This window comes from Marinobacter caseinilyticus (assembly GCF_011074955.1).
GTDB lineage: Bacteria > Pseudomonadota > Gammaproteobacteria > Pseudomonadales > Oleiphilaceae > Marinobacter > Marinobacter caseinilyticus.
In genome coordinates this window covers 142,597-166,174 of the sequence record NZ_WUQJ01000012.1, presented here as the reverse complement: position 1 = coordinate 166,174, position 23,578 = coordinate 142,597, and the positions used below count along the sequence as shown (strand labels likewise).

At 55.0% G+C, this 23,578-nt stretch carries 19 protein-coding genes; 13 read left to right on the top strand and 6 right to left on the bottom strand.

Translation table 11 applies throughout. The annotated features are described in order from the left end of the window. Positions 1-146: 146 nt before the first annotated feature. The 3 genes from GRX64_RS05365 to GRX64_RS05355 form a co-directional block, all read right to left on the bottom strand. Positions 147-1,100, bottom strand: coding sequence for a Wzz/FepE/Etk N-terminal domain-containing protein (locus GRX64_RS05365; RefSeq protein WP_166264400.1), 954 nt, complete (start codon positions 1,098-1,100; stop codon positions 147-149). After that, on the bottom strand, positions 1,100-3,700 hold the full coding sequence (locus tag GRX64_RS05360; RefSeq protein ID WP_235937522.1) for an SLBB domain-containing protein: 2,601 nt from the start codon (positions 3,698-3,700) through the stop codon (positions 1,100-1,102). Before GRX64_RS05360 ends, GRX64_RS05365 begins: the two co-directional genes overlap by 1 nt. A 72-nt stretch (positions 3,701-3,772) precedes the next feature. After that, positions 3,773-5,272 (bottom strand): capsule assembly Wzi family protein, encoded by a 1,500-nt coding sequence (locus tag GRX64_RS05355; RefSeq protein ID WP_166264398.1) that lies wholly within the window; start codon positions 5,270-5,272, stop codon positions 3,773-3,775. A gap of 369 nt (positions 5,273-5,641) precedes the next feature. Here GRX64_RS05355 and rfaH point away from each other — a divergent pair, with 369 nt between their 5' ends. After that, the gene (gene rfaH, locus GRX64_RS05350) at positions 5,642-6,121 is read left to right on the top strand and encodes a transcription/translation regulatory transformer protein RfaH (RefSeq protein WP_166264396.1); all 480 of its coding nucleotides are present in this window, start codon (positions 5,642-5,644) and stop codon (positions 6,119-6,121) included. A 76-nt stretch (positions 6,122-6,197) separates the two neighbouring features. Here the strand turns inward: rfaH and GRX64_RS05345 are convergent, their stop codons facing one another. From GRX64_RS05345 to GRX64_RS05335, 3 genes are all read right to left on the bottom strand, one after another. Further along, the gene (locus GRX64_RS05345; RefSeq protein WP_166264394.1) at positions 6,198-7,199 is read right to left on the bottom strand and encodes a Wzz/FepE/Etk N-terminal domain-containing protein; all 1,002 of its coding nucleotides are present in this window, start codon (positions 7,197-7,199) and stop codon (positions 6,198-6,200) included. Positions 7,200-7,346: 147 nt separating this feature from the next. Beyond that, on the bottom strand, positions 7,347-8,105 hold the full coding sequence (cysQ, locus tag GRX64_RS05340) for a 3'(2'),5'-bisphosphate nucleotidase CysQ (protein ID WP_166264392.1): 759 nt from the start codon (positions 8,103-8,105) through the stop codon (positions 7,347-7,349). An 891-nt stretch (positions 8,106-8,996) separates the two neighbouring features. After that, a complete protein-coding gene (locus GRX64_RS05335) occupies positions 8,997-9,425 on the bottom strand; it encodes a pilin (RefSeq protein ID WP_207308735.1) in 429 nt (142 codons plus the stop codon). Positions 9,426-9,782: 357 nt separating this feature from the next. Between GRX64_RS05335 and pilB the strand changes: the two genes are divergently transcribed. The 12 genes from pilB to GRX64_RS05275 all read left to right on the top strand — a co-directional run bounded on the left by pilB (position 9,783) and on the right by GRX64_RS05275 (position 23,303). Next, positions 9,783-11,501 (top strand): type IV-A pilus assembly ATPase PilB, encoded by a 1,719-nt coding sequence (gene pilB / locus GRX64_RS05330; RefSeq protein ID WP_166264390.1) that lies wholly within the window; start codon positions 9,783-9,785, stop codon positions 11,499-11,501. Positions 11,502-11,503: 2 nt separating this feature from the next. Beyond that, entirely contained in the window at positions 11,504-12,724 is a 1,221-nt protein-coding gene (locus GRX64_RS05325) for a type II secretion system F family protein (protein WP_166264388.1), read from the top strand. 67 nt (positions 12,725-12,791) lie between these two features. Continuing rightward, the gene (locus tag GRX64_RS05320) at positions 12,792-13,676 is read left to right on the top strand and encodes a prepilin peptidase (RefSeq protein ID WP_166264386.1); all 885 of its coding nucleotides are present in this window, start codon (positions 12,792-12,794) and stop codon (positions 13,674-13,676) included. Between the two features lies 1 nt (position 13,677). Further along, complete coding sequence (coaE, locus tag GRX64_RS05315; RefSeq protein WP_166264384.1) at positions 13,678-14,292, top strand: dephospho-CoA kinase; 615 nt, start codon at positions 13,678-13,680, stop codon at positions 14,290-14,292. A gap of 12 nt (positions 14,293-14,304) precedes the next feature. After that, positions 14,305-14,769, top strand: a complete 465-nt coding sequence (locus GRX64_RS05310) for an HIT family protein (RefSeq protein WP_166264382.1) — start codon at positions 14,305-14,307, stop codon at positions 14,767-14,769. Then, positions 14,766-15,836 (top strand): hypothetical protein, encoded by a 1,071-nt coding sequence (locus GRX64_RS05305; RefSeq protein WP_235937521.1) that lies wholly within the window; start codon positions 14,766-14,768, stop codon positions 15,834-15,836. Before GRX64_RS05310 ends, GRX64_RS05305 begins: the two co-directional genes overlap by 4 nt. After that, a complete protein-coding gene (gene tsaA / locus GRX64_RS05300) occupies positions 15,833-16,564 on the top strand; it encodes a tRNA (N6-threonylcarbamoyladenosine(37)-N6)-methyltransferase TrmO (RefSeq protein WP_166264380.1) in 732 nt (243 codons plus the stop codon). Before GRX64_RS05305 ends, tsaA begins: the two co-directional genes overlap by 4 nt. 143 nt (positions 16,565-16,707) lie before the next feature. After that, positions 16,708-19,107, top strand: a complete 2,400-nt coding sequence (locus GRX64_RS05295; RefSeq protein ID WP_166264378.1) for a response regulator — start codon at positions 16,708-16,710, stop codon at positions 19,105-19,107. Positions 19,108-19,149: 42 nt separating this feature from the next. After that, complete coding sequence (gene yacG, locus GRX64_RS05290) at positions 19,150-19,338, top strand: DNA gyrase inhibitor YacG (protein WP_166264376.1); 189 nt, start codon at positions 19,150-19,152, stop codon at positions 19,336-19,338. Between the two features lie 99 nt (positions 19,339-19,437). After that, positions 19,438-19,995: a YfaZ family outer membrane protein gene (locus GRX64_RS05285; protein WP_166264374.1), complete on the top strand. Its 558-nt coding sequence runs from the start codon at positions 19,438-19,440 to the stop codon at positions 19,993-19,995. A 145-nt stretch (positions 19,996-20,140) separates the two neighbouring features. Continuing rightward, positions 20,141-22,318, top strand: coding sequence for a hypothetical protein (locus GRX64_RS05280; RefSeq protein WP_166264372.1), 2,178 nt, complete (start codon positions 20,141-20,143; stop codon positions 22,316-22,318). Between the two features lie 79 nt (positions 22,319-22,397). Next, entirely contained in the window at positions 22,398-23,303 is a 906-nt protein-coding gene (locus tag GRX64_RS05275) for a glucosaminidase domain-containing protein (protein WP_166264370.1), read from the top strand. Positions 23,304-23,578: the final 275 nt, after the last annotated feature.

Here is a 23,578-nt window from a genome sequence, read left to right as displayed (position 1 = left end):
CTGGTCGATCTACTACAAAGTATTGATTTCTGACTAGCAGTTGATGGTTAGGATAACGAATCTGTTTTCAGCATGCGTGTACTATATAAAAGGATGAAATCATCATTTGGTATATGAAATTATACGATTCACCGCAACTGAGACCCTTAATTAGCATCACGTTTAAGAATAAGTACACGAATGACTACGACTAGTACACCTAGAAAGCTGCCCATTATGCTAGCCAATACGACGATAAGCGACCGCTTCGGTTCACTTTTTTCCTGAGGCACCACCGCCGGATCGATGATCTTAAACACATAGTCCTGCTGTGCATTCGCCAACATCACCGTACGCGTTTCACTTTCAATTAGCTGGTAGAACACTTGCTGCATTCCGGCAATTTTGGTATCGCCTAACTTCTGTTCCAGGTATTCAATTCGGGCGGTAGCCTCGGCGACATCTTCCCGGCGCATGTGTTCGTTAATGTCTTCTACCAGCCACTGAGCCCATTGTTTAGCAGCCGGAGGAGAGAGGCTTTTCACACGTAATGTGATCATTCCACTTTCTTTATTTTCACTGATACTCAGGTGGTTTTCTTTGAAGGCTTTCACCAGATCCCAGTCGGTTGGCTGTAAGCTTTTCCCTTTTTCGTCCTGCAACCATTCACCCGTTTCCGGGTTATAGGCGTCGCGGTTGTAGTTCCAGGACAGGGCTTGCTCGTTCCAGCCTTCAACGCCCATCATTGGAACCGTGAGTTTTCGGCGATGAATAAAATCGGCCAGAAAGGCGCGGGACAACAGAACTTCTTTAGCGATTACCGTCTGGTTGGAACCACTGCCTCCCAAGTTAATCCCCGCCAGGCTGGCGAGTCCACCTAACTGGCCGCTGAGCCCCCTCATCCCACCCTCTTCATTGGCAGGGGCCAGAAGCACGCTGGCCTGGTAGATATCAGGCTTGGACAGCGCATAGGCAATGCCGCCCATCGCGAATAGTGAGGTGACGGCGATGATCAGCCATTTGCCTGCCCAAAGGATCGCGAACAATTCCCGCAGATCGATTTCATCGTCAGCGTCGTGTTGCGCGTGGGTACTAGGCGAAATGCGTTCGTATTTGGTCATCAGAGATTTCCTACCGCTGCGGCACCCAGCGCCATCTGGTACACAATCTGGCTCACGTTGCTCCAGAGCTCCAATTGGTTCAACCGATCGACGTCGATCGGAACAATAATGGTGTCACCGGGCGCCAGTTGCTGGCTGCGGCCACCGAACCATTTGCTTTGCTCGGGTAACATCACTGAACCGTTTGCCTTCACCACGTAAACCCTGCTTTCATCCGCCTGGCGGGTGGGGCCACCGCTGCGGTCCAGGTATTCATCCACTGTCAGGCCCTTGGAGTGAAGGTGGCTGGTGGGGAACTGAACTTCGCCGAAGACACTGACGGACTGAGGGATCATGGGCACTGTCAGTGCGTCGCCATTTTGTAGCATTATGGGCTGGTAGCTCTCATCATTCAGGGCTGCCGACAAGTCGATAACCATGCGGCCCACCGGTCGGCTGCTCTGGACATCTTCCAGCAGGCCCTCTACCTCTTGCACTTGCGCTGCCTTCTGCCCTCCGAAACTGCCGCCTTCTAATCTCACTCCCAACAGATCACCCTGCAGTCGCTCTTCCGCTTCTCTGAGACGTTGCGCCTCTAACTGGCGGAGTTTCTCTCGGGTGAATACAGCGCCTTGCGGAAAAGCATTACGGGTGAGGCCGCCGGCTCTTACGATCACTTCGGAGAGGGTTTCACCACCCCGGAAGGTGTACTCGCCCGGGTATCGGACTTCACCACTGAGTTTAACCGTGCGGGTTTTAGCAAAGTCCGGAATGCTTTTTATCAGCAGGCGGTCGCGACTTCTCAGGGTGACTTGCTCCACTCCTTCCAGAACTTGCGTCAGGTCCAACTGAAGAATCCGGGTTTCCCCCACGCCATCGTCGTTAATCTGGTAACGGGCCAACTCGGCGGTTAACAGTGAGGCGGAGTCCGTTAAGCCACCGGCTACAAAAATAGCGTCCCGTACTTTGCGACTGGCGGGCAAGGGGTATTCTCCCGGATACCTGACGGGGCCGGAAACGCGAACGGTCTGCTCTGGCGACCCGGGCTCTGCCTGGGCTTTCAGCCGACGCAGTACCGGCGCAAACAGTTTCTCCCGAGTAAATTCGATGGATTCAGAATTGTCTTGGCCGGTCGAAGTTTGCGGGTCCTGCCTACGGACACTCACTCGTGAACTGTTCTGATTTTCACCCTGCCCGGAAGAGCGCGACTGCCCTCTCACTTTGCCCGCATCGGAAAAAATCAAAAGTTCGTCCCGCTCCTCAAGAACGGTATCGCTCGGGCTACCTGGATTTTCCAGGGCATTGCGCAGGCGTAGGTTAATCACCGAGACGTTATCAGTATCCGGATTCGTTCGCACGATGGCGGCGTACTGTTTGTCTGCCGTGTGGAGTAAATCGGTATTGAGTGAGGGGATGACCGAGCTGACACGCATACCCGGTACCCAGGCATAACGTCCCGGGCGTGTGGCAGCACCTTTAATCTCAATGTACTGGCCGGTGATATCTGAGATCGATGCGACATTCACGCGGTCACCGGGCTGAACCGTGGCTTGCTTTCCATTGCGAGTGGTCAGGTCGGCTTCTGCAATGGTGCGCAGAAACTCTTTGTTCACCCGCTCAATGCGGGTTAACTGTGGGTAGGCCTGAGGCGTAAAGCCGCCCGCCAGACTGATCAGACTCTGCAGATTGATCGGGCTTTTCAGCTCGTATAACGCCGGGCGATATATTTCACCCTCAATGCCCACGCGAGCGCCCACAGACGGAATAAAGATCACGTCGCCGGGTTGCAAACGAGCGTCGCCCGAGGTGTCGCCGTTCAGCAACAATTCATACAGGTCCAGCTCCCCTACCAGCTTGCCGTCCCGCTTATGCTGAATGCGGCGCAGTGAACCACTGGGTTTGACACCCCCGGACACAAACAGCGCATTGGTAATCGTCGACAGCGAACTGACGGTGTAGCTGCCGGGTGACCGTGCATCCCCCAGCACAAACACCCGCATGCTGCGCAGCTCACCCAGGCCGATGCTGGCCTGTACGCCAATATAGGTTTCAGACACCAGCTTCTGGAGTTGTTTTCGCGCTTCATCGAAACTCAGGCCCGCCACGGATTGCGGACCAGACTGGGGGAAATTAATGGTGCCGTCCCGCGATACGGGCAATTCCAGTTGCTGGTTTTCCTTGCCCCAGAGTTGCACCTGCAAAACATCCCCCGGCCCCAGAATGTAATCCGTCGGTACCGGTATTTCAGTCACCGGCGCAAACGTGGTCGGCCGGCCGGCAAACAGGTCGTAACCAAAAGGCTTCAGGCCATTGTTCTTGGCTGCGGCGTCCTCTTCAGCCTCGGCGATTTCAGCATCGGAACTGGTTCGCTTTTCGCTTTTGCTATTCGCATCAACAGGCCTGACCGTGGGCTCGCTGGGCTCTTCCATTGCACGCTGCTGCCCCGCCCTTGAGGTCAAGCTGTCCAGGTCCACGCCGTATTGTCGGGCCAACGCTTCCTGCTGCGCCTGAGGCAGTGACTGGAATTGCTCAATCTGGGACGGGCTGATGGACTGGGCGGTGGTTGCCAACGGTGTACAACAGGCCAGCAGAACCGGCCAATAAAAGCGTTTCAGGGTCACGATCGGTATCCGGGTTGTCAGTTTGAAATATTGTCTGCGTAACACATAAGGTTGTGGTCTATACGACGACCATCAGAATCGGTATCGCCATTGGGCACCCATCGACCACTGATCTTTTTCACCACCGATCAGCTCGAGCTTCTTGTCGGCTAACTGGGCGCTTAAGTCCAGCCAGCCGGCAAAAAGCGGTTGGCCATAGCGGATGTTGGCGATGGCCACTTTCTGGTTGCTTTTGAGGACAGCGTAAAAAAGGTTGTCGTCCGTGACGACCACACGTGTCCCCCCGTCGATGTTAAGGTTCGCATAGCTGAGCGAAGCACCCAGGTTGCGGCCATCACCGAAGAAGTTGTAGGCGCCTACGGTAAAGGCCTCGGCGTCCCCATCGATGCTTGCAGCCATGTTTCGGCCATAGTGCCGGTAACCCGAGCGGTAGATGGAATGGTCGTAAGTGATGTTCGGCATGGCGTCGCCCAGGAAGTCATCGGCCAGTGTGTTGGTGTATTCCACAAACCATTGTTGGTCGCTGCTGAAGAGCTGACTGGTCATGTCTGCACCGAACAGCCAGGATTTGCGAGCCGGGAAGGCTCCAGCCTCATCTTCACCCATCATCTGGCCATACAGGCTCATGCTTTGCTCGCCAATCGGAAATCCATACCGGACGTCAATGCTGCCCAACTGGTTGCCCGGATCGTCCTGTTGCCCAGCCTGGCCATTGTCGCGGCCAATCAATGCATTCCAGAGTGTTGAAACGTTTTCAGGCCGGCCTTTGCCACCGATCATCAGACTTCTCGACAGGCCAATGTCCAGGCCTTCGATGGGGCGAAACGTCAGCCGGATACCGATCAGCTTGGCATCCGCCACGGCGCGCTCGCGCTCAAGCTTGCCACCATAAACGGTTAGCTGCCAGGGTCCAAGCCACTGAAGCCAAGAGGTCTCCGGGGCACCGGCGTGTTTGCGATTGAGCCATACCGCTGGCACCGGTCGGGCGTTATTGGACAGAATTAAACTGGACTGCCAGCCCGGGCCCCACCAACGGTCGATGGCACCGACAGCGAATACCCAGTTGGCTGCCGTACCGGCGAGGTAAGACCCGTCCAGGCGAATGTCTTCATCATCCTCTGGGTTGACGGAATAGGTCGGCTGCACGCTTGCAGCCCAGGCATCGCCCTGCCACTCCAGGCTGCCACTCACCATGCCCTGCTCACGGGGGGATGCCGCAAAACCGCGAAGAAAAACGGGATCGGTGGTCCCTGCCAAGCGAAATTCGGCTCGAATTCCCGGGCTAGCCTGAGCTTCCCGTTCGAATCGAAGGTAGGCGAGCGCAGGCGCTACGGAGGACACGTCAGAGGCGGCGCCACGCCGGTCCAGCCCGGAGTCCACGCTGCCCCACATCATGGGCCAGGTTGTGACGGCGCGGTTCAGGTGGCCACGATCCGCAAGCTTTTGAACCGCATGACGGGCGCGAAGGTCGCCGGGGGAGAGCCAGGGCGCGGCTTGCACGGTGATGAATGGAAATAACGTTATCAGGCACGCTACCGCCCCACCGACCAGGGTCCAGTGTTTTGAGGTCATAATTCAGTTTGCTACCAGGCGGGAACGACAACTACACAAATAACGTTCGCGACTGAATCCATGTCAGTTTGAGAATGAGGGTGATGGGAAGCCGCAAGTTTACGCTACTGGCATTGCCATTCAAGTATGAACACTAACCAAGGCCCCAGTTTAACGCAGGTTTTAGTCAAATTTTGTTAAAGCCATGAAGGACTTTCTACGACCGATTTATTAGGTCAATTTCCCATGGAAATTTTAGTATGGACTGTTAGTCTGCTGATTCCCAAACGGACACCCACAAATACATAATCACTCGCCCTTGTCAGACAAGAATTTTTTAAACATCGCGATGACGACCGATACGGATACAGCCACACAGGGAGCATTCAGATGACTTGGTACGCAGTGCAACTGAAAGCCGGCCAGGGTGACCGGGCCGTCGCGAACCTACAAAACCAGGACATCCAGTGTTTCTACCCCAAGATCACGGTGGAGAAAATTCTGGCAGGCAAACGCGCAACCAAACTGGAACCGCTGTTCCCAGGCTACCTCTTTATCCATATGGAACAGGCCGATCCGCTTTGGGCAAAACTGCGCTCGACCCGGGGTGTCTCTCGGGTGGTGAGCTTTGGCAACCAGCCCGCCCACATTGACGATGCGGTTGTTGATCACATTCGTCAAAGTCTTGAGACTGTCGCTGCGCAAGGCGGTATTAAGGCGGGGGATAGAATCCAACTGCAAGAAGGGCCATTCCGCGGTCTGGAGGCGGTGTTTCGGGCTTATGATGGTGAGGAACGCGCTATTGTGCTGATTCACTTTATGCAGCAAACACACCAGGTGACGGTGGCGGTATCCACTCTCAAACCCTAGACCGCAGCGCTCGATTGGGCTGCACTATTACTCCGTGCGTCGCGGCCAACGCAACAAACGACCCTACTACTCAGGATTACCCGAGTTGTTCGCCCTTCACCCGATGCACAAACTCCACGAAAAACGCCGCAAATAAACTGAGCATACCGCCCAACAGAGTGCCCAGCACAACGATGAGCGTCTTACCGGTACCCGTCGGCGAAACGGAGGCCGTTGCAATATTGGGCGCTCGGGTCTGCTTGATCCAGGAACGCTTCAGTTCCTCAGATTCAAGTTCACCCTGCAATTCGGTTATACGAGTCTGGCGCTTGCTCAGTTGCTCCGTAAGCTGCATCTGACTGAGCAGAAACGTCAGCGAGCGGCTGGAACTGCTGAGTGTTGCCTCCATTCCATTTGCCGTCGAATCAGCTCGGGCGGTCACATCGCCCTTGATGCCCACATCACTGACACCGACATCCCTGATTACTTGCGTTGATGCCGATAACAACTTCTGGAATCGCGCCATTTGTTGTTTTTCTGTTGCCAGGGCGGCGGAAAGATTGCCAAGTCGAATATCACTCTCTCGCTCCAGCAATGACAATTTTTCGTTATGATCCCTGGTTAACGCAGACGCCATTTCCGAATGGAGCACAACCACAAGCGGCTGCTGCTCTTTTGATGCCTTTGACTGAAGGGTGACGAAGTTATTACCTTCATCAGCAATCACAGATGTTGCAAACGGCATGTTCTCGATTTTACGCTCGTCAACAAATGATCGTTCCACGAGCGGCGCGATGCGCCTTTCCAAAACATTTTTGGTACTGCGAGCTTCCGCAATGGTTTTATCAAGGCCGAACTCGCCAATCAAAATACTCGTGGTGAAGTTGTACTGCCGCTCCTGAAGCAGGGCGTAAGCAAGAGCCATCAGCACACAAACCGAGAATGTCGCGAAAATCCAGACTCTTCGCCGAACCAGGACTCGCGCAAGGTCTACCAGACTTATCTCGTCGTCTTGCGATGAATCGCGCTGATCATTCAAATTGCCCATCCCTAAACATCGTATGTGCGTCGATCGAATTTCTAATATGCGAGCCGACATTCGCTCACTATACGTAGGCCGTTATTCTAACTATAGCTTGCACAAGGAAATGTACGCGGTATGTGGGCTATTCGTTATAGGGTGGCACCCTAAAACCGAAGCGTTTCTGACCGGCTTGGAAGTTTTGGGTCGTGCGCTGCATCCGTACTACTTTCCTGATGCAACGAAGTGCGGGTTCAACACGTCCTCTTTACCGTATCTTAGCGGGCTGCCATCTAGGGTTTGAACCTTGCCTCCTGCTGCCGACAACACCGCGTGGGCCGCGCCCGTGTCCCACTCACAGGTCGGCCCCAGGCGGGGGTAGATATCCGCTTCGCCTTCCGCAATCCTACAGAATTTCAGGGAGCTGCCCGCCTGCACCAGCCGGTGTGGGCCCAATGCCTCTATGAACGATTGGGTTTCTTCGTTCATGTGATTCTTGCTTGCCAGCACCCGCTGCTCGGCAGAAGGTACCACCACCCTTAAGGCCCGAACATGACCCGCTTTGTCACGCTTCCAGGCGCCCTCACCGACTGCCCCCCAGTATGCCTCCCCCAGAGCGGGCGCCGTAACCACGCCCAACACCGGCTCACCATGTTCGATCAGGGCAATATTCACGGTGAATTCGTCGGTGCGACTGGTGAACTCTTTTGTCCCGTCGATGGGATCTATCAGCCAGAAGCGTTGCCAATGGCGGCGCTCACTCCAGGGTGCATTGACGGATTCTTCTGACAGGATGGGGATATCGGGGGTCAACTGCTGCAAGCCATCCACAATGATGTGGTGTGAGGCCATGTCGGCTTCGGTGATCGGAGAGTGGTCGTCCTTATAGTGAACCTTGAAGTCTGACTGATAAACGTAAAGGACCTTCTCACTGGCTTCATCCGCCACTTTGATAACCTCCGCAAGGAGGGATCTGTCGTGCATGTGGTTCGTTTCCTGTTTCAGGTCAATCCGTTATGATTTGACCTATTCACGATAACATTCTCAAAGCACAGGCTCAGAGCGCCGTTTCAATGAAGCCTGGCGACCCAGGCGCCTTCGGGACTGCCACAAATCCGCCTGCTCAATTTCGGATGCACGTACCGAATGACGCTGGAGCCTGTGGCGGCATCACGCCGAGTTTCGACTCTGCCATTAGCGCACCCTGATACTGCGTTTAGCGGTTCAATCATCGTATGGGAATGGGGCACCCCGACACCAGCGATGCTATTGAACTGCCCTTTAGCGATCAAGGCCAGAGAAATATTCTGCACACACCACTAAAAAACAAGCGCATTTCCCGTGAGTACGAGCGGATTGATAACAGCATATTGCTGGGTTCCGACCGTCGGCCACTTTGGACAATGCGCAGGTAAAAGGCGTTGAGTTTGTGAATGGCCACGGAGATCAAACGCCGGTGAAGGCCAATCAGCCCCTGCTGTCAATCAACCAACCAACCAACCAACCTTTAGGCTAAAGAGTACGCGTGTGATACGGGCACCCAGACCAGCACGCCCCTGAAATGCCTGCACCCAAGCTGCAACTGGTAATACGAACTCAAGAAGGGACTCGCAAACTTCTGCGTGCTCAATCCTGCTCAATGGAGAGAACTGGTTAGCAGTGGCCAATAAACTGGGGGAAGTGCATGACCGTGTCCTCGCTATGCACGCAAGCACCTTAAGGCGCCACACTTTCCCGACACTGAGCTGGATATAAGACTTGCTTAAAACAACACAACGAAAAAGCCCGGGGTCGAAACCACCGGGCTTTAACACTTACTGCATGTCATTCTAGATCAATTTAGTTTCGACCTACTCATGACACATCAAGCAGACTTTATGGGCAACCGGCTGGCTGGTACTTGGCCACTACAGTTGTATTACAGGTCCAGTTACCGGCTGCATCACGCGTCATGGTCAGAGTGTTGCCGCTGATGGCAGTTGAAACTTCGCCATCCATAGTAACAACGATCGCGCCAACGCCAGCTGGGAAAGGACCGAACGTGGTAGGAGTCGCGGTCAGGTTAGATTGAACATAACCGAGGTCGGCAGCCGCAGGAGCGTTCGTACCACGCATCAGGTTCTCTTCAACAGCTGTGCGGTATGAAGAAGCTTCAGCGTAGGCGCGGTTGACCTGGGTACGGGCAATGTAGTCCTGGTACTGTGGAATCGCGATCGCGGCCAAGATACCAATGATCGCAACAACGATCATCAATTCAATCAGCGTAAAGCCTTTCTGTGCGTGGTTGATCTTGATATTTTTCATTTAGCAAACCTCAAATGTTGGTCGTTCTCTTTTTCGGCCCGGGAGTCGGTGGAGCTGAGCCCCGAACCGGATGAGCCTGATCGTTAATGAGCACAGTTTAAGCCACAATTACGATTACTGTTTACAATCATAAAGATACGTCTGTTTTCATCGTATATAATCACCCGAAGGCTCAACATCCTATGACTCACTGCGCCCAAGAGTGACAATTTAGGTCACTTTATACGATCGCCGCCGCTGCTCATTTGAAAAGTCAGGCAGCTCAGTGCATTTCAGCTTTTCAATCCCACGTTAGCCATCTAAACTCTGAGCAACTCACGTTTCAGTCACTTACCTTTTATTTCTCGGCTTTCCTTTATGTCTACAAACAAAAGCAATGTAACTCTGACCGGACTCGCACGTCGCTTTGTGGATGACAGCCTGCTCGAAGAAGCAACGGCTAAAGATGCTTTTATCCAGGCATCCAACAACAAAATTCCGTTGATTACCTACCTTGCTCAGAACAATCTTGCGGATAGTCGGGGTATGGCGTTTTCGGCCGCCATGGAGTTTGGCGTATCAGTGCTGGATCTCAGTGTTTTTATGCCGGAAATGATGCCGGAAAAGATCGTTGATGAAAAACTGATTCGCAAGCACAACGCCCTGCCTTTATTCAAACGGGGCAATCGACTGTTCATTGCCGTTTCGGACCCCACCAATATCCAGGCCCTTGATGAGATCAAGTTCAACACAGGGCTGAGTACTGACGCGATTTTGGTCGACGACGCGAGACTGAGAGAAGCAATTGACAAGTATCTCGAGTCTCAAGAAACGACTATGGGCAACCTGGACGACGACGAGCTCGACGGCGTTGAGACAGAATCGGGAGACACCGATGACGAGCCGGGCGCGGTATCCACATCGGATGTCGACGATGCACCCATCGTAAAATACGTCAATAAAATGCTTCTCGATGCCATACGCGGCGGTGCATCCGACGTGCACTTTGAGCCCTATGAAAAGACCTACCGCGTCCGCTACCGCACGGATGGCATCCTGAAAGAAATGTCCAGACCATCGATTAAACTCGCGCCCAAGATTGCGGCGCGGATCAAGATTATGGCTCAACTGGATATATCGGAAAGACGAGTCCCTCAGGATGGCCGCATCAAGATGAAGCTATCCAAGACCAAGGCCATCGATTTTCGGGTTAACACACTGCCCACCCTCTGGGGTGAGAAAATCGTGCTGCGGATACTTGATCCCAGCCAGGCCAAGCTGGGCATTGATGCGCTCGGGTATGAGGAAGTACAGAAAAAACTGTTCATGGATGCTCTGGACCAACCTCAGGGAATGATTTTGGTCACAGGACCCACAGGCTCAGGCAAAACCGTCTCGCTGTATACTGGCTTGAATATCCTGAACACGCCGGAGCGCAATATTTCGACGGCGGAGGACCCCGCTGAAATCAACCTGGAAGGCGTCAATCAGGTGAACGTCAACAACCGGGTCGGCCTGGGCTTTGCAGAAGCATTGCGGGCGTTTCTTCGCCAGGATCCGGACATCATCATGGTCGGTGAGATACGCGACCTTGAAACAGCCAACATTGCCATCAAGGCGGCCCAAACCGGTCACCTGGTTTTGTCCACCTTGCACACGAACAGCGCGGCCGAAACACTCACCCGAATGATGAACATGGGTGTCCCGTCGTTCAATATTGCTACATCCGTCAGCCTGATTATTGCTCAACGTCTGGGACGTAGGCTATGCAACGGCTGCAAACAGGCCGGCGACGTTCCAAAGGACGTTCTTTTAGAGGAAGGCTTCACAGAGGCACAAATTGAAACAGGGTTCACGTTGTACCACCCCAAAGGCTGTGATAAATGCAATATGGGATATAAAGGTCGCGTCGGCATTTACGAAGTGGTCAAGATTACCGAGCAGTTGGCAAGCATGATTATGGAAGAAGCCAGCTCCATTAAAATAGCTAAGCAGGCTCAGGCGGAGGGCTTCAGAAATCTCCGGCAATCCGCCCTTGAAAAAGTAATGCAGGGCGTGACCAGCCTGGAAGAAGCCAACCGTGTAACGAAGGATTAAGTATGGCTGAAAAAACTCAAACACTTTCCCCGTTTGTCTGGGAAGGCAAAGATCGCAAGGGCAACAAAACCAAGGGCGAGATCTCAGGTACTAACCTGGCCCTGGTGAAAGCGCAACTTCGCAAGCAGGGCATTCTCGCGGTCAAGGTAAAGAAAAAGCCAAAACCTTTGTTTGGCGGCAGCAAAAAAATAACACCGTTTGATATCGCCATGTTTACCCGCCAACTCGCAACCATGATGAAGGCCGGTGTGCCATTGGTTCAAAGCTTCGATATCGTCGCTGACGGACTGGAAAACAGAGGACTGCAAGAGTTGGTTTCCGCCATCCGAAATGACGTTTCGGCAGGCACCAGTTTTGCGGGTTCTCTCAAGCGGCATCCAAAATACTTTGACGACCTCTATTGCAATCTCGTTGAATCGGGCGAGAAGGCCGGCGCACTGGAGCAGATGCTTGACCGAATCGCACATTACCTTGAGAAATCGGAACTGCTGAAAAAGAAAGTTAAAAAAGCGATGACATACCCGATCGCCGTTGTTGTGGTTGCGTTGATTGTGACGGCTATTCTCCTGGTAAAAGTTGTGCCTCAGTTTGAAATGCTGTTCCAGGGATTTGGTGCCGAACTACCGGTATTTACGCAATTTGTTGTTCGATTATCTGAGTGGATGCAGGCTTGGTGGTTTGTGATACTCCTTGGCATCATTGGTACGATCTATCTTTTCAAGGAAGCCAACCGGCGGTCACAGAAATTTTCAGACATGATGGACAGGCTCGTGCTCAAACTCCCCATCGTTGGGGAAATAATAGACAAATCGGCGATTGCAAAGTTTGGCCGCGTACTTTCAACCACTTTCGCTGCTGGCGTACCTTTGGTCGATGCACTTGATTCTGTTGCCGGCGCGACTGGCAATGCACTGTATCGTGATGCGTTGATGAAAATTAAGGATGAGGTATCCAGTGGTACCCAGCTTCAGGCTGCAATGAGGCAAGCTGATGTTTTCCCTGCCATGGCTGTTCAGCTTACGGCCATTGGTGAGGAATCTGGCAACTTGGATGAGATGCTTTCAAAAGTAGCGGAACATTATGAGAATGTCGTCGACGACATGGTGGACAACCTGACTGCGTTGATGGAACCAATGATTATGTCTGTGCTGGGCGTGCTGGTCGGTGGCCTGATCATTGCCATGTACCTGCCGATCTTCCAGATGGGCCAGGTTGTTGGTTAAATTGTCATTTGCTCAATAGGCGGGCATTAGTGCGCCCGCCTAATATTTACTCCTACCGGTTGTTCTCATGTCAGACTATCTTTTCCTGTTGGACACTCCGTGGTTCTTTTACCCGGCCGCCACACTGTTAACCCTCTGCATCGGCAGTTTCCTGAATGTCGTCATCCTTCGCCTTCCCAAAATGATGGAGCAGGATTGGCGTTGTCAGTGTGAGGAGTTTCTGGAGCTTCCCGAACAGCAGCGCAAAACCGCTGAGCGGATGACCCTTTCAACGCCCAACTCTTCCTGTCCGTCGTGCGGGCATGAGATTAAACCCTGGGAGAACATCCCGGTTATCAGCTACCTGCTGCTGCGAGGGAAATGTTCGTCTTGCAGCACGTCGATTTCCGCGCGTTACCCTGTCATTGAAGCCGTGACGGCGATCTTTTCAGTGTTCACCCTTTACCTGATGGGGCCAACGCTGGCCGGACTTTGGTCGCTGCTGTTGGTGTGGGCGTTGATTACGCTGACGGTGATCGACTTTGACACCCAGTTGCTGCCAGACAGTATTACCCTGCCCCTGTTATGGCTGGGGCTGATTCTCAACTCATTCGGCGTCCTGACAGACTTCAACAGCGCTTTTTGGGGCGCGATTGCGGGTTATCTGTCCCTGTGGTCGGTGTATTTGCTGTTTAAACTGGTCACCGGCAAGGAAGGCATGGGCCACGGTGATTTCAAACTGTTGGCGGCGCTGGGTGCCTGGCTGGGTTGGCAGTTGCTGCCCGCCGTGATTCTTTTGTCGTCTGTGGTGGGCGCGGTGGTTGGTATCAGCCTGATTGTGTTCAAGCGTCAGGGCCGCGAAGTGCCCATTCCATTCGGCCCTTACCTGGCCGCTGCGGGATTGCTTTCGCTGTGGTTTGGTGCTGAAATTCAGGTAGCCTGGTACAACTATCTAGGTGTGGCCGGAGGCTGACATGACCGGCTCAAGCCCCAAGGTTGTTGGCCTCACAGGCGGCATTGGCAGTGGCAAGTCCACGGTTGCAGAGATGTTCCGCGACCTGGGCATTCACTTCGTCGATGCCGACACTGTGGCGCGGGAAGTCGTGGAGCCCGGTACGGTGGCGCTAGGCGACATAGCCGGGCATTTTGGTCCGCAGATTCTGACGGATGATGGTCGTCTGGACCGCGCCGCATTGAGAACCATTGTGTTCAATGCCCCTTCGGAGCGCGTGTGGCTGGAGACATTGCTGCACCCTATCATTCGCGAGGAGCTGGCGCGGCAGCTACAACCGGAGCATTACGCCGAACCCTACGTTTTACTGGTCTCACCGCTGTTGCTGGAAACCGACCAGCACGCACTGGTCGACCGAGTGGTGGTGGTGGATGTGCCGGTTGAACGCCAGATTGAGCGTACCGCGGCCCGAGACAACAACTCGCCGGATCAGGTTGAACGCATCATTGCGGCACAGATGCCAAGGGAGCAACGCCTGCAACGTGCGGATGATGTGATTGATAACCAGGCGCCCAGGGATCAGGTGCGCCAACAGGTGGCCGCTCTGCATCAGCGTTACGTTTCAGACTTTTCTTAACAGGGACACGTCATGGCGTGCATATTCTGCCAGATTGCGGGCGGCGAGCTGCCCGCCTCCATCGTTTACGAAGACTCCGAGTGCCTCGCGTTCATGGACATACACCCGCTTGGCAGGGGCCACGTGCTGGTGATTCCGAAACATCATGCCAGGCAGGTTACCGAGCTGGAAACGGGCGCAACCCAACGCCTGTTTGCCGTTGCGGAATCGATCCTGTCGGCTCAGCGGCGTCTGGGGTGGGGGCTCGATGGCAGCCATATTCTGTTGAATGACGGCAAAACAGCCAATCAGAAAGTACCCCACGTTCATGTCCACATTATCCCACGTGAAAAAGGCGACAGCCTGAAATCCGCCGGCAAGCTGGCACTCCATGTCACCGGTGTATTCGGGTTCGCGACGCCGCGGCCGCGCCTTGAGGAGCAGGCGAGTCAATTGCGAACCGAGCTTTTGACCCAATGTAATCGCCGCCAAACATGATGTGCTTCAGACTGACGGGTGTGGTCTTTCTGTTACCGATACTGCTGCTGGCATCACTGGATGCCGTTGCCGACACCCAGCCCGAAGATCGCAGCGTTTCTCACTTGCTGACGGTGGAATCCCTGCCACCCGGTTTTTATACCTTTAGCCCGGATGAGTACTGGCTGGTCCGCGATGACTCTTACTGGACTCATTTTTCCAACTGGGTGCTCGGGCAACACGACCTTCAGTCGGATCGCGTCCGCAGTCTCGGCGAATGGGCCGACCGGACGTTGTCCGGCAACCCCAGGGCCGCGCCCAATAACGAAAGCTATTTGCGGATAGGCCTTGCGACTGAGTCGGAATACGGTGACGTAGCGCAGTTTGAACCAGAGGCTCGCTTCAAGCTCGATATTCCTACCGTTGAGGAAAAACTGCGGCTCGTCATCGAAAGCGAAAGTGACGAACTGATCCCTCTCAGCGAGCGGCGGCGAGACCGGCAGTTAACGGAAGATCAACGAACCGAAACCGACGCCACGGGCGCTCTTCGTTATCTGTCTGAATTGAGCGATCACATTAACCTGAGCAACGATATAGGTGCCCGTCTGAGGTTTCCACCGGATGCGTTTTGGCGTGCCCGGACGCGCGGGGTCTGGAGCCTCGATGAAAACTGGCGCTTTACCATCGATCAACGAATTTATTACTTTCACGTTGACGGCTGGGGTGAGCGAACCTGGCTCGGTTTTGACCGGACGGTGTTTGACGACTGGCATTTTCTCAGCGCCTCGGAAGCCGCCTGGGTACACAGCGACCGGAAATTCCAGTTATCGCAGGTATTCGGGCTCTATAAACAGCTCAATAACCGGGCCGAACTCAACCCCCGCCTCGGGGTGTTGGGCGAGAGCAAGCCCGGCTGGCGCACCACCGACGTGTTCGCCGATGTGACCTACCGCTACCGGCTTTACGACGACTGGCTTTACGGTGAGGTTATTCCGACCGTTGAATTTCCCAGGAGTTACCACTTTAAAGATCGGGTGTCGTTGATTCTAAGAATTGAATTGTACTTTTCCGGTAACCTGAACCTATGAGCCGCCACCCATCTAAGCCGTCCGGTGAGGCGCTCACACTGACGCCCATCGCCATCACCCGGTCCTGCTTCAAAGATAAATTTGGGGTTCCTAGACAGCCCGGCCTGACACGCCACGCTTGGGCCGACCTGATCATTCAGCCACCGTTTGACCGGGAGGACGCCTTTCGCGGTATCGATTCCTGCAGCCATCTCTGGCTGACGTTTCAATTCCATGAGGCGATTCGGGAAGAATGGCGGCCAGTCGTGCGCCCGCCCCGGCTCGGCGGTAATCGTAAAATGGGCGTGTTTGCCAGCCGGTCGCCATTTCGCCCAAACAGCCTTGGCCTTTCCGTGGTCAGCAATCATGGTCTGCGGCGTATCGGGAAACAGCTCGTGCTTCGAATTCGTGATCACGACCTGATTGAGGGCACCCCGATTCTCGACATCAAGCCCTACCTGCCCTTTTCTGATGCCTTGCCTGAGGCCAGTATTGGCTGGGCGGACGCGCCACCGAGCGACCAGTTAACCGTGCTGTTTTCAGCGGAGGCAGACACCCAGATCGCCGCCCTGAACCCAGAGGATTACCCAGACCTTCGCAACCTGATTGAAGACGTCGTAAGCTATGACCCTCGGCCATCGTTTCGCCGGGGGCGCGAGGAGTCGCGTATTTACGGCGCACACTTATACGATCTTAATGTGCGCTTCCAGTTTGTGCCCACCGGTGTCGAGGTGTTAACGGTGGGTTAAACGCTTTTCGCCGCTCTTGTTGTCCGCTAGGGTGGCAAGCGGGAAAGCGGTTAAAGATCGACTCAGCGGTCTTTTAAACTGGCGAAATATGAATCATTATTCAGTACTGAGCGCCAACCTAGGGAATTGATCAGCGCTTCCCTATGCATCCGCGTTTCGGCAAGCTGGAATTTTTTATAACACAGGGAAAGCGTGCCTTGCAGTTGCCAACCGTCGTAAAAAAGCTGGGAGTCCGCCCGTTAGCCGCTCGCTTGCTTGCCTATGTGCTGCTGTTCAGTTTGTTGCTGTCTTTAATGGCAACAAGCCTGCAGATGCTTGGAGAATTTGAGCGCCGCAAGACGGAGTTGGAAGATACCCAACAAAAGGCGGCTGAACTGCTCTCCAGCAGTCTCATCAATCAAATCTGGCTGATGAATTACAGTGAGCTCGCCAACAGTCTGAACGACATGCTCGTCTTCCCCGCTATTCAATTTGCCCGCATTACCACCGCCAATGGCGAAGAATTCACGGCCGGAGACTACCCTGCCGGCCGCGTGATCAACCTTGAATACCCACTGGTGATTGACCGCGCTCAAGGCCGGCCCCCGGAAACTTTGGGACGGTTGACCCTGGCTTCCTCCATTGAGCAGGTTCACGATGACTTATGGGACCGGGCATTGCTCACCCTGCTGTTTCAATCCCTGGTGGTTATGCTTGGCACCCTGGGGCTTCTGATGATTGTGCGGTATATGCTGTCCCGGCACCTGGAGTCCATCGCGGACTACGCCACCAGGCTCAACCTGGACGCGCTTATCGAGCCGCTGAAACTCCGGCGCAAAAATCAGAAAAGGCCCGATGAACTCAGCGAAATCGAACAGGCACTGAACACCATGCGCCTGCAGCTTCTGGAAGAAGCTCGTACCTTGCGGCAATCAAGCCTGCAGTCGCAGGGCGAACGTGATGAGGCGGTACGCGCCAACCACGCCAAGAATCTTTTCCTGGCCAACGTCAGCCACGAATTGCGCACGCCGTTGCAGTCGGTACTCGGCTACGCCAGTTTGCTGGGCGACACTCAACTGGATCAGGAACAAAGAGACTACGTTCAGACACTTCAACATTCTGCCGAAAACCTCTCGGCCATTATTAACGATCTGCTTGATATCTCCAGTATGGAGGCAGGCAAACTGGTCCTTGATACGATCCCGTTCGATCTGCGTGAGACGCTTAACGACCTGGTGAATATGCTGGGGAGCCGGGCCCGCACGAAAGGCCTGGCCCTGGAATTACGCGTCGATGAGAACCTGCCGTTTACCCTGAAAGGTGACCCGGTTCGACTCCGCCAGATACTGCTCAATCTCACGGCCAATGCGATCAAGTTCACCGACTCGGGTCATGTGCTGATCAGCATTGAAGTGATGGGCCGTGAAAACAGCAACATCCGGCTCAGAATTTCAGTCGAAGACACCGGCGTCGGCATCAGTCCGGACGATTTACCGCTCGTTTATGAGCCCTATTTACAATTTGGACAACGGGTTCAGCGTCAGTTGCCGGGTGCCGGCCTGGGACTGACCATATGTCGTCAGCTGGTTGCCCTGATGCACGGCAAGTTGGATGTTGAAAGCCGGCCCGGCGAAGGCTCAACCTTCTGGATGGAAGTCAGTCTCGAAATGGCACCGGAGGGAACCGCCCGGGTGAGACCGGACACCCGAATGATTCTCGGCAAACGCATCCTGGTGGTGGATTCTTACGAGCTGTCCCGGAAAATTACACTCGAGATGCTGTCCCGATTCAATGTCGACATTGACGCCGTCAAGTCAGCGGCCGAAGCCCTGACCATGCTGAGGCAGGCGTCCGATAATGGCCAACGCTACGATGTCGTGATCCTTGACGGGTTCGTGCCGGATATGGACAGCGATTTGCTTTGTCAGCAAATCAGGGAAAACAGCGGCTGGCAGGAAACCCGGGTTCTGATCCTGTCATCAAACCCTCAACGCGGTGACGCCGAGCATTTTCGGCAGGCGGGTGCGGACGCGTTTCTGAGCAAGTCTTTGCGTGAGTCCTGCTTGACCCCGATCCTCCACCATCTGTTTGCTGACGCGGCTGAAAACGAGCGTTCCTTTCTGACGCGTTTTTCACTACAACCGGATCCCGCCCATCGCCCCCAACAGGCCATGCCATGCAGCCGCATGCGAGTGCTGCTGGTGGAAGATAACCCGGTCAACCGCACGCTCACCCGTCGCCTGCTCGAAAAGCTCGGTTGCGATGTAATGACCGCCAATGATGGCGAAGCAGCCGCCAGTTTGTGGCAGTGGCACCGCTTCGACTTGATTTTCATGGATTGCGTGATGCCCAAAGTGGATGGGTTCGAGGCCACGCGACGCTTGCGCCAGCGCGAGGCCGCAGAAGGGCTGCCGGCCATTCCGGTGGTGGCTCTGACCGCCAGTGCCATGGAAAAAGACGAAGAAAAATGCCGCCGCGCCGGCATGGATTCGTTCGTGGCCAAACCGGTGAACATGGAAATGTTGCGTGCAGTTCTCGAGCAATACTGCAAAAATAACCGTTAAACCCCCCGTTCAACTTAAACGCAAAGGACCTAGATCAGCCCCATGATTGTCGATTGCCCAACCTGCAAAACCCCGGTCGAGTGGCTTGAGAGCAACCCGTACCGCCCATTCTGTTCAGAGCGCTGCAAACTGATCGATCTTGGCGCTTGGGCCAATGAAGATTACCGCGTGCCGGCCGAGGACGTTGATCCGAACGACCTGGATCAGGGTGGCGATACCACCAGCCATTAACCGCGTCTAACACCGATGTAAGTTGAGCGGCTCCGGCGCGACCGTTACCATGTGGCTCATTACTGACATCCCCTACATTCAATGAATAAGGATCATTCCATGAAGTACTCCGGAATTCCGGCATTATTATTGTCCCTCGCAGCGGCCCCCGTGCTGGCCAGTGACTTCGACCTCAGCCTGACCGATGACTCAGTGAAAGGTCAGGTCAATTTCTTTAATGTGAACTCGGACATTCAACTTGGCACCGGTTACACCTACCACCAGGGCAGCCGTCATATCGGCAATGTAGACTTTCACGCCCAGGGTCGGACGGCCTTAGGCAACTTGCCGACTACGGCCGGCATTGGTGTTCGCGCATTGGCGTGGGATGACGACAACCTTGATGGCGGCGCAATGGGTCTTGGTGGCTATGGCACCATCAACATTCCCAACGTTCCCGGTCTGTCGATTCACGGTTCCCTGCACTATGCACCCAGTATTCTGGCGTTCGGCGACTCCGATGACCTCACCAGCCTTGAACTTCGTGTCGGCTACCGTGTGATTCGTAATGCCGAGCTGTTCGCGGGCTATCGCTACCTGAATACTGATCTGGACGGCTTTAACGGCGATGCCGATCTCGACGAAGGCCTGTTGGCCGGTATGAAAATATTCTTCTGAGCCTCTGAGCTCAAAGCCAATACCCTGCCCGGCGAGAAACATTATCGCTGGGCAGGTGTTCACTGCAAACCGTGCCCCATCTCACTTTTCTGCGTCCGCCCGCCTGCTACACTCCAGCCGAATGTCCAACACCGGTGGCCCAAGGATGCGACTCCCCCCCAACTGCGCAACTGCGTTTATCTTTCTGGCTTTCCTACTGACAGGTTGCGGCGGCAGTGATGCGATTGACAGTATTCGGAACCAGCCCAACAGTTTTCCGCTCGCCAAAAATGCCCTTGATGATTTCTCCGATAACACTACGCCGGACTCCAGCAATGCGTCCCGACTGGCGCCAGACGAAGTTCTGATTACCGTCGAAGTGCCGGCCAATCTGGCACCCGGGGGTGAGGAGACCCGAAGAAACCTCCGCATCGTCAAGCCGGACCGGGTAAGGGCGTATCGAACCAACAGCAATCTTCAGGAGCTCTCTTCCGTCAGCACACGACAGCGGATCGAGGACGAAGGCCGAGTGGTTATTGAGTTTATCGACGGGCTGCCGATCGGACCTGACATTATCATTGAGGCGTCGGTGGGGGGTGACAACCTGAGAGCACTGGCCAGCGACTCTGACCGGGACATCAAGGTGAATCCGTTCTCGGAATATCTGGTTCGCGAGACCCTTGGCAACTACACGGCTGGCGAGTTCACTCAGGTTATGGACTGCGTCAATAGCACGGAAGAGGATCTGTGCCTGAATAAGTATGTGTGGTCGTCACTGGCAGACCAGGTCCAGGACTTCGAAATCGACATACCCTCCAATGTGGGCGTATCCGGGGCGGTCGATTTCCTCGGCCAGCAAGCTGACTTTACCCATTATGTCGAATCGATGGCCACCTATGCGTTGGTGGACAATCAGTCGTCCGGCAAAATTACCGCCCAGTCAGTCGATTACAATTCAATTTTTCTGGGCATGGAGCTTGGCCAGAGTTATTTGGTCTCCGATACCCGGACACCCGGTCAGTGGGGTGTCCGGATCGCAACGGAAAAACTGCTCGTGGACTCGAACGGCACGGCTTACATCTACCCTGGGCTGACACTTACCTCATTCGATGTCTTTAATATCAACGTCACCTCCCTTGCCAGCGATGTACCCTATGAGCGCACTACTGTGGCTCAAACCAGCACCAATGACTTTTACGAACGCACATCCGGTTATTGGGACTTAAACACTCAGTCGACGTCCCCGGGTGCCGCCACGCTCAAAGATGGCCTCCGATTGCTGGCAGGTCGCTCGCTCTATCAAAGTATCACCGGGCAAGACAGCGCCCTCACGATTGGCTGGGCTCGAAACCCCTACTATCTGGATGCCTACGTGGGTTTGAACCCTGAGAGCCCGGACCGGGTTTTGGGTGGTTATTTCAGCGCCGGCAAAGCGATTGAGCTGCTCAGGCAAAACGGCCAGTTAAAGCGCAATGGCATCCTGGAAAATCATTACGTCGCCGCGCTGGAGCTCAACCTTGCCCGCAGTGACGGCTTCGACCTCGGCCAGCTCGACGGGGGCGACTACAACGTTGTCAGCTTTTCGGCACTGTTGGGCACCAACGGTGTGCCCATTCGGTTTGAGGCCGGAATCGGTGACTGGTCCGTGAACGGTCCCACCAGCGAAGGACGAACCGTCACCCAGGCACTCGCGGATATCCTGGTCGTCCGCCGGAACGAAGATGGCACCGTCCTTAACGGTGTCATCGACCGAAGCGGCCTGCGCAACCTCAGCCATCGCACCGCTCAGCTCAACAGTGGGGATAAAAACATCGGGCGACTGAACCTGGACTTGGTTAGCCCACCCGCAACCGGCGGCATGCCGGATCTTGGTGTTGGTGCAAGCACACCGGACGGTTCTTTGCTGGCCTTCAATCTGGACAACGGCACTACGGGCGACGGCGTTCTGATTGCAGCCCGGCAAACCGCTACGACGCCGGATTCGGGCACCTACCGAGTGCAGGGAGTGACCACCGCCATGGCGTTTGACTCTAACCGCTTGTCACACTATCAGGACGCCACCCTGACGATCACCAGCACTAGTAGCGCCGACTTGATCCTGAGTGGCCTCAGCGTCCTCCACGACGTCCCCAACGAGAACGTCCAGGCACCGGTTGCACTTTCCGGGAATTCACTATCGATGGCGTACACCGCGACTGGCCAGGGCCAGGTCGCCTTCGTCAGTGGCGATCTCAGGTTTGAAGGCTTTGTCACAGACGATCTTGACCAGATGTTTTTACGGGTGAGCAACGTAGCCGCCGCCGAGAAAACGCTCGGACTGGTTATGGCAACCCGGTTACCCTGACGGGCCATCGTCGGTCCGGGCGGACAACACCGGATAACCTGTTACACTTAAAGCCACGTTTTTGTCGATGAGGGGCTTTATGGCTAAGGGTATCCGGCTGCTATTGTTTACACTGCCGCTGCTGGCAGCAGCGGTTTGGGGAACAACGTATTTCCCGACCTCGGTCGATGGCACCGATTCCGACGATATCGAGCTGATCTCTCTTCCGCCCCTTCCGGACTGGGCTCGTAAACCGCTGCCTGACTTCTCCCGCTACACCGACACCACGGAAAGGAAGGCGGCCTTTTTTTCCTACCTTTACCCGCGCATCGTCCTGGCCAATGCCCGGGTGCTGATCCAGCGGAAACATTTGCTGACGCTGGCGGACAAGACACCACTCAGTAAACAGGACCGGGATTGGCTGGGTCAGCAGTCCGAGCGCCTCAAAGTTGAAGCCCCGATGGGCAGCGAGGAGATGTTCGACATGCTGGCGCGCAGACTGGATGTCATCCCACCGTCCCTGGTCCTCGCTCAGGCTGCGAACGAATCGGCCTGGGGAACGTCAAGGTTCGCGCGGAGCGGTAACAATCTGTTCGGTCAATGGTGCTTTTCCAAGGGCTGCGGGCTGGTTCCTCGCGGGCGCGTTGATGGCGCAAGTCATGAAGTAGCCAGTTTCGACTCACCCTATCAATCGATTTACTCGTACATTCAAAACCTGAATCGCCATCGGACTTACCAGCCTCTGCGTAATACCAGGGAACAAGTGCGTGAGAAAGGGGGCAGGGCCACCGGCCATACACTCGCGCAAGGCCTCATCGGCTACTCAGAGCGCGGGGTCGATTATGTCGAAGAGATTCGAAGCATGATTCGGTTTAATAATTTGTCGTATTACGATCGTCAATATCGCAAACGTGTGGGTGATGAACTGCATGCGCCAACGCTCCTGGATTTGTCTACGGCCGCCGAAGCATTTCTGTCATCAAGTAAAACCCCGCCAGAAGGGTAACCCCGCAGGACAGCCCCTTGTCCCTGCCCCAATGCTTCCTTCAAAGCCGGCCTTGGGCCGGCCGGATGGCCCTCGGGGCCCTGGCGGGCCCTCCGAAGCTGAAGCGTCGGCTACGAAACCTTTCTTGGCCGGCGGTTGATGTTGCCGCTGGCCAGAGCCGTGTTTCATAACAAACCGCCCGGCTCCAGACGTTCACCGCCAGTTGGCGAGAAGTACCAAGCTTGCAAACCAACCCCGAAGAACGCTGCCCGCAACTGTAGCCGACGCTTCAGCTT

Excerpts from the sequence above, each read along its gene's own strand:
- GRX64_RS05365 (WP_166264400.1), bottom strand. The coding sequence starts at position 1,100 with ATGACCAAATACGAACGCATTTCGCCTAGTACCCACGCGCAACACGAC.
- GRX64_RS05355 (WP_166264398.1), bottom strand. The coding sequence starts at position 5,272 with ATGACCTCAAAACACTGGACCCTGGTCGGTGGGGCGGTAGCGTGCCTG.
- rfaH (WP_166264396.1), top strand. The coding sequence starts at position 5,642 with ATGACTTGGTACGCAGTGCAACTGAAAGCCGGCCAGGGTGACCGGGCC.
- GRX64_RS05345 (WP_166264394.1), bottom strand. The coding sequence starts at position 7,199 with ATGTCGGCTCGCATATTAGAAATTCGATCGACGCACATACGATGTTTA.
- cysQ (WP_166264392.1), bottom strand. The coding sequence starts at position 8,105 with ATGCACGACAGATCCCTCCTTGCGGAGGTTATCAAAGTGGCGGATGAA.
- GRX64_RS05335 (WP_207308735.1), bottom strand. The coding sequence starts at position 9,425 with ATGAAAAATATCAAGATCAACCACGCACAGAAAGGCTTTACGCTGATT.
- pilB (WP_166264390.1), top strand. The coding sequence starts at position 9,783 with ATGTCTACAAACAAAAGCAATGTAACTCTGACCGGACTCGCACGTCGC.
- GRX64_RS05325 (WP_166264388.1), top strand. The coding sequence starts at position 11,504 with ATGGCTGAAAAAACTCAAACACTTTCCCCGTTTGTCTGGGAAGGCAAA.
- GRX64_RS05320 (WP_166264386.1), top strand. The coding sequence starts at position 12,792 with ATGTCAGACTATCTTTTCCTGTTGGACACTCCGTGGTTCTTTTACCCG.
- coaE (WP_166264384.1), top strand. The coding sequence starts at position 13,678 with ATGACCGGCTCAAGCCCCAAGGTTGTTGGCCTCACAGGCGGCATTGGC.
- GRX64_RS05310 (WP_166264382.1), top strand. The coding sequence starts at position 14,305 with ATGGCGTGCATATTCTGCCAGATTGCGGGCGGCGAGCTGCCCGCCTCC.
- GRX64_RS05305 (WP_235937521.1), top strand. The coding sequence starts at position 14,766 with ATGATGTGCTTCAGACTGACGGGTGTGGTCTTTCTGTTACCGATACTG.
- tsaA (WP_166264380.1), top strand. The coding sequence starts at position 15,833 with ATGAGCCGCCACCCATCTAAGCCGTCCGGTGAGGCGCTCACACTGACG.
- GRX64_RS05295 (WP_166264378.1), top strand. The coding sequence starts at position 16,708 with ATGCATCCGCGTTTCGGCAAGCTGGAATTTTTTATAACACAGGGAAAG.
- yacG (WP_166264376.1), top strand. The coding sequence starts at position 19,150 with ATGATTGTCGATTGCCCAACCTGCAAAACCCCGGTCGAGTGGCTTGAG.
- GRX64_RS05285 (WP_166264374.1), top strand. The coding sequence starts at position 19,438 with ATGAAGTACTCCGGAATTCCGGCATTATTATTGTCCCTCGCAGCGGCC.
- GRX64_RS05280 (WP_166264372.1), top strand. The coding sequence starts at position 20,141 with ATGCGACTCCCCCCCAACTGCGCAACTGCGTTTATCTTTCTGGCTTTC.
- GRX64_RS05275 (WP_166264370.1), top strand. The coding sequence starts at position 22,398 with ATGGCTAAGGGTATCCGGCTGCTATTGTTTACACTGCCGCTGCTGGCA.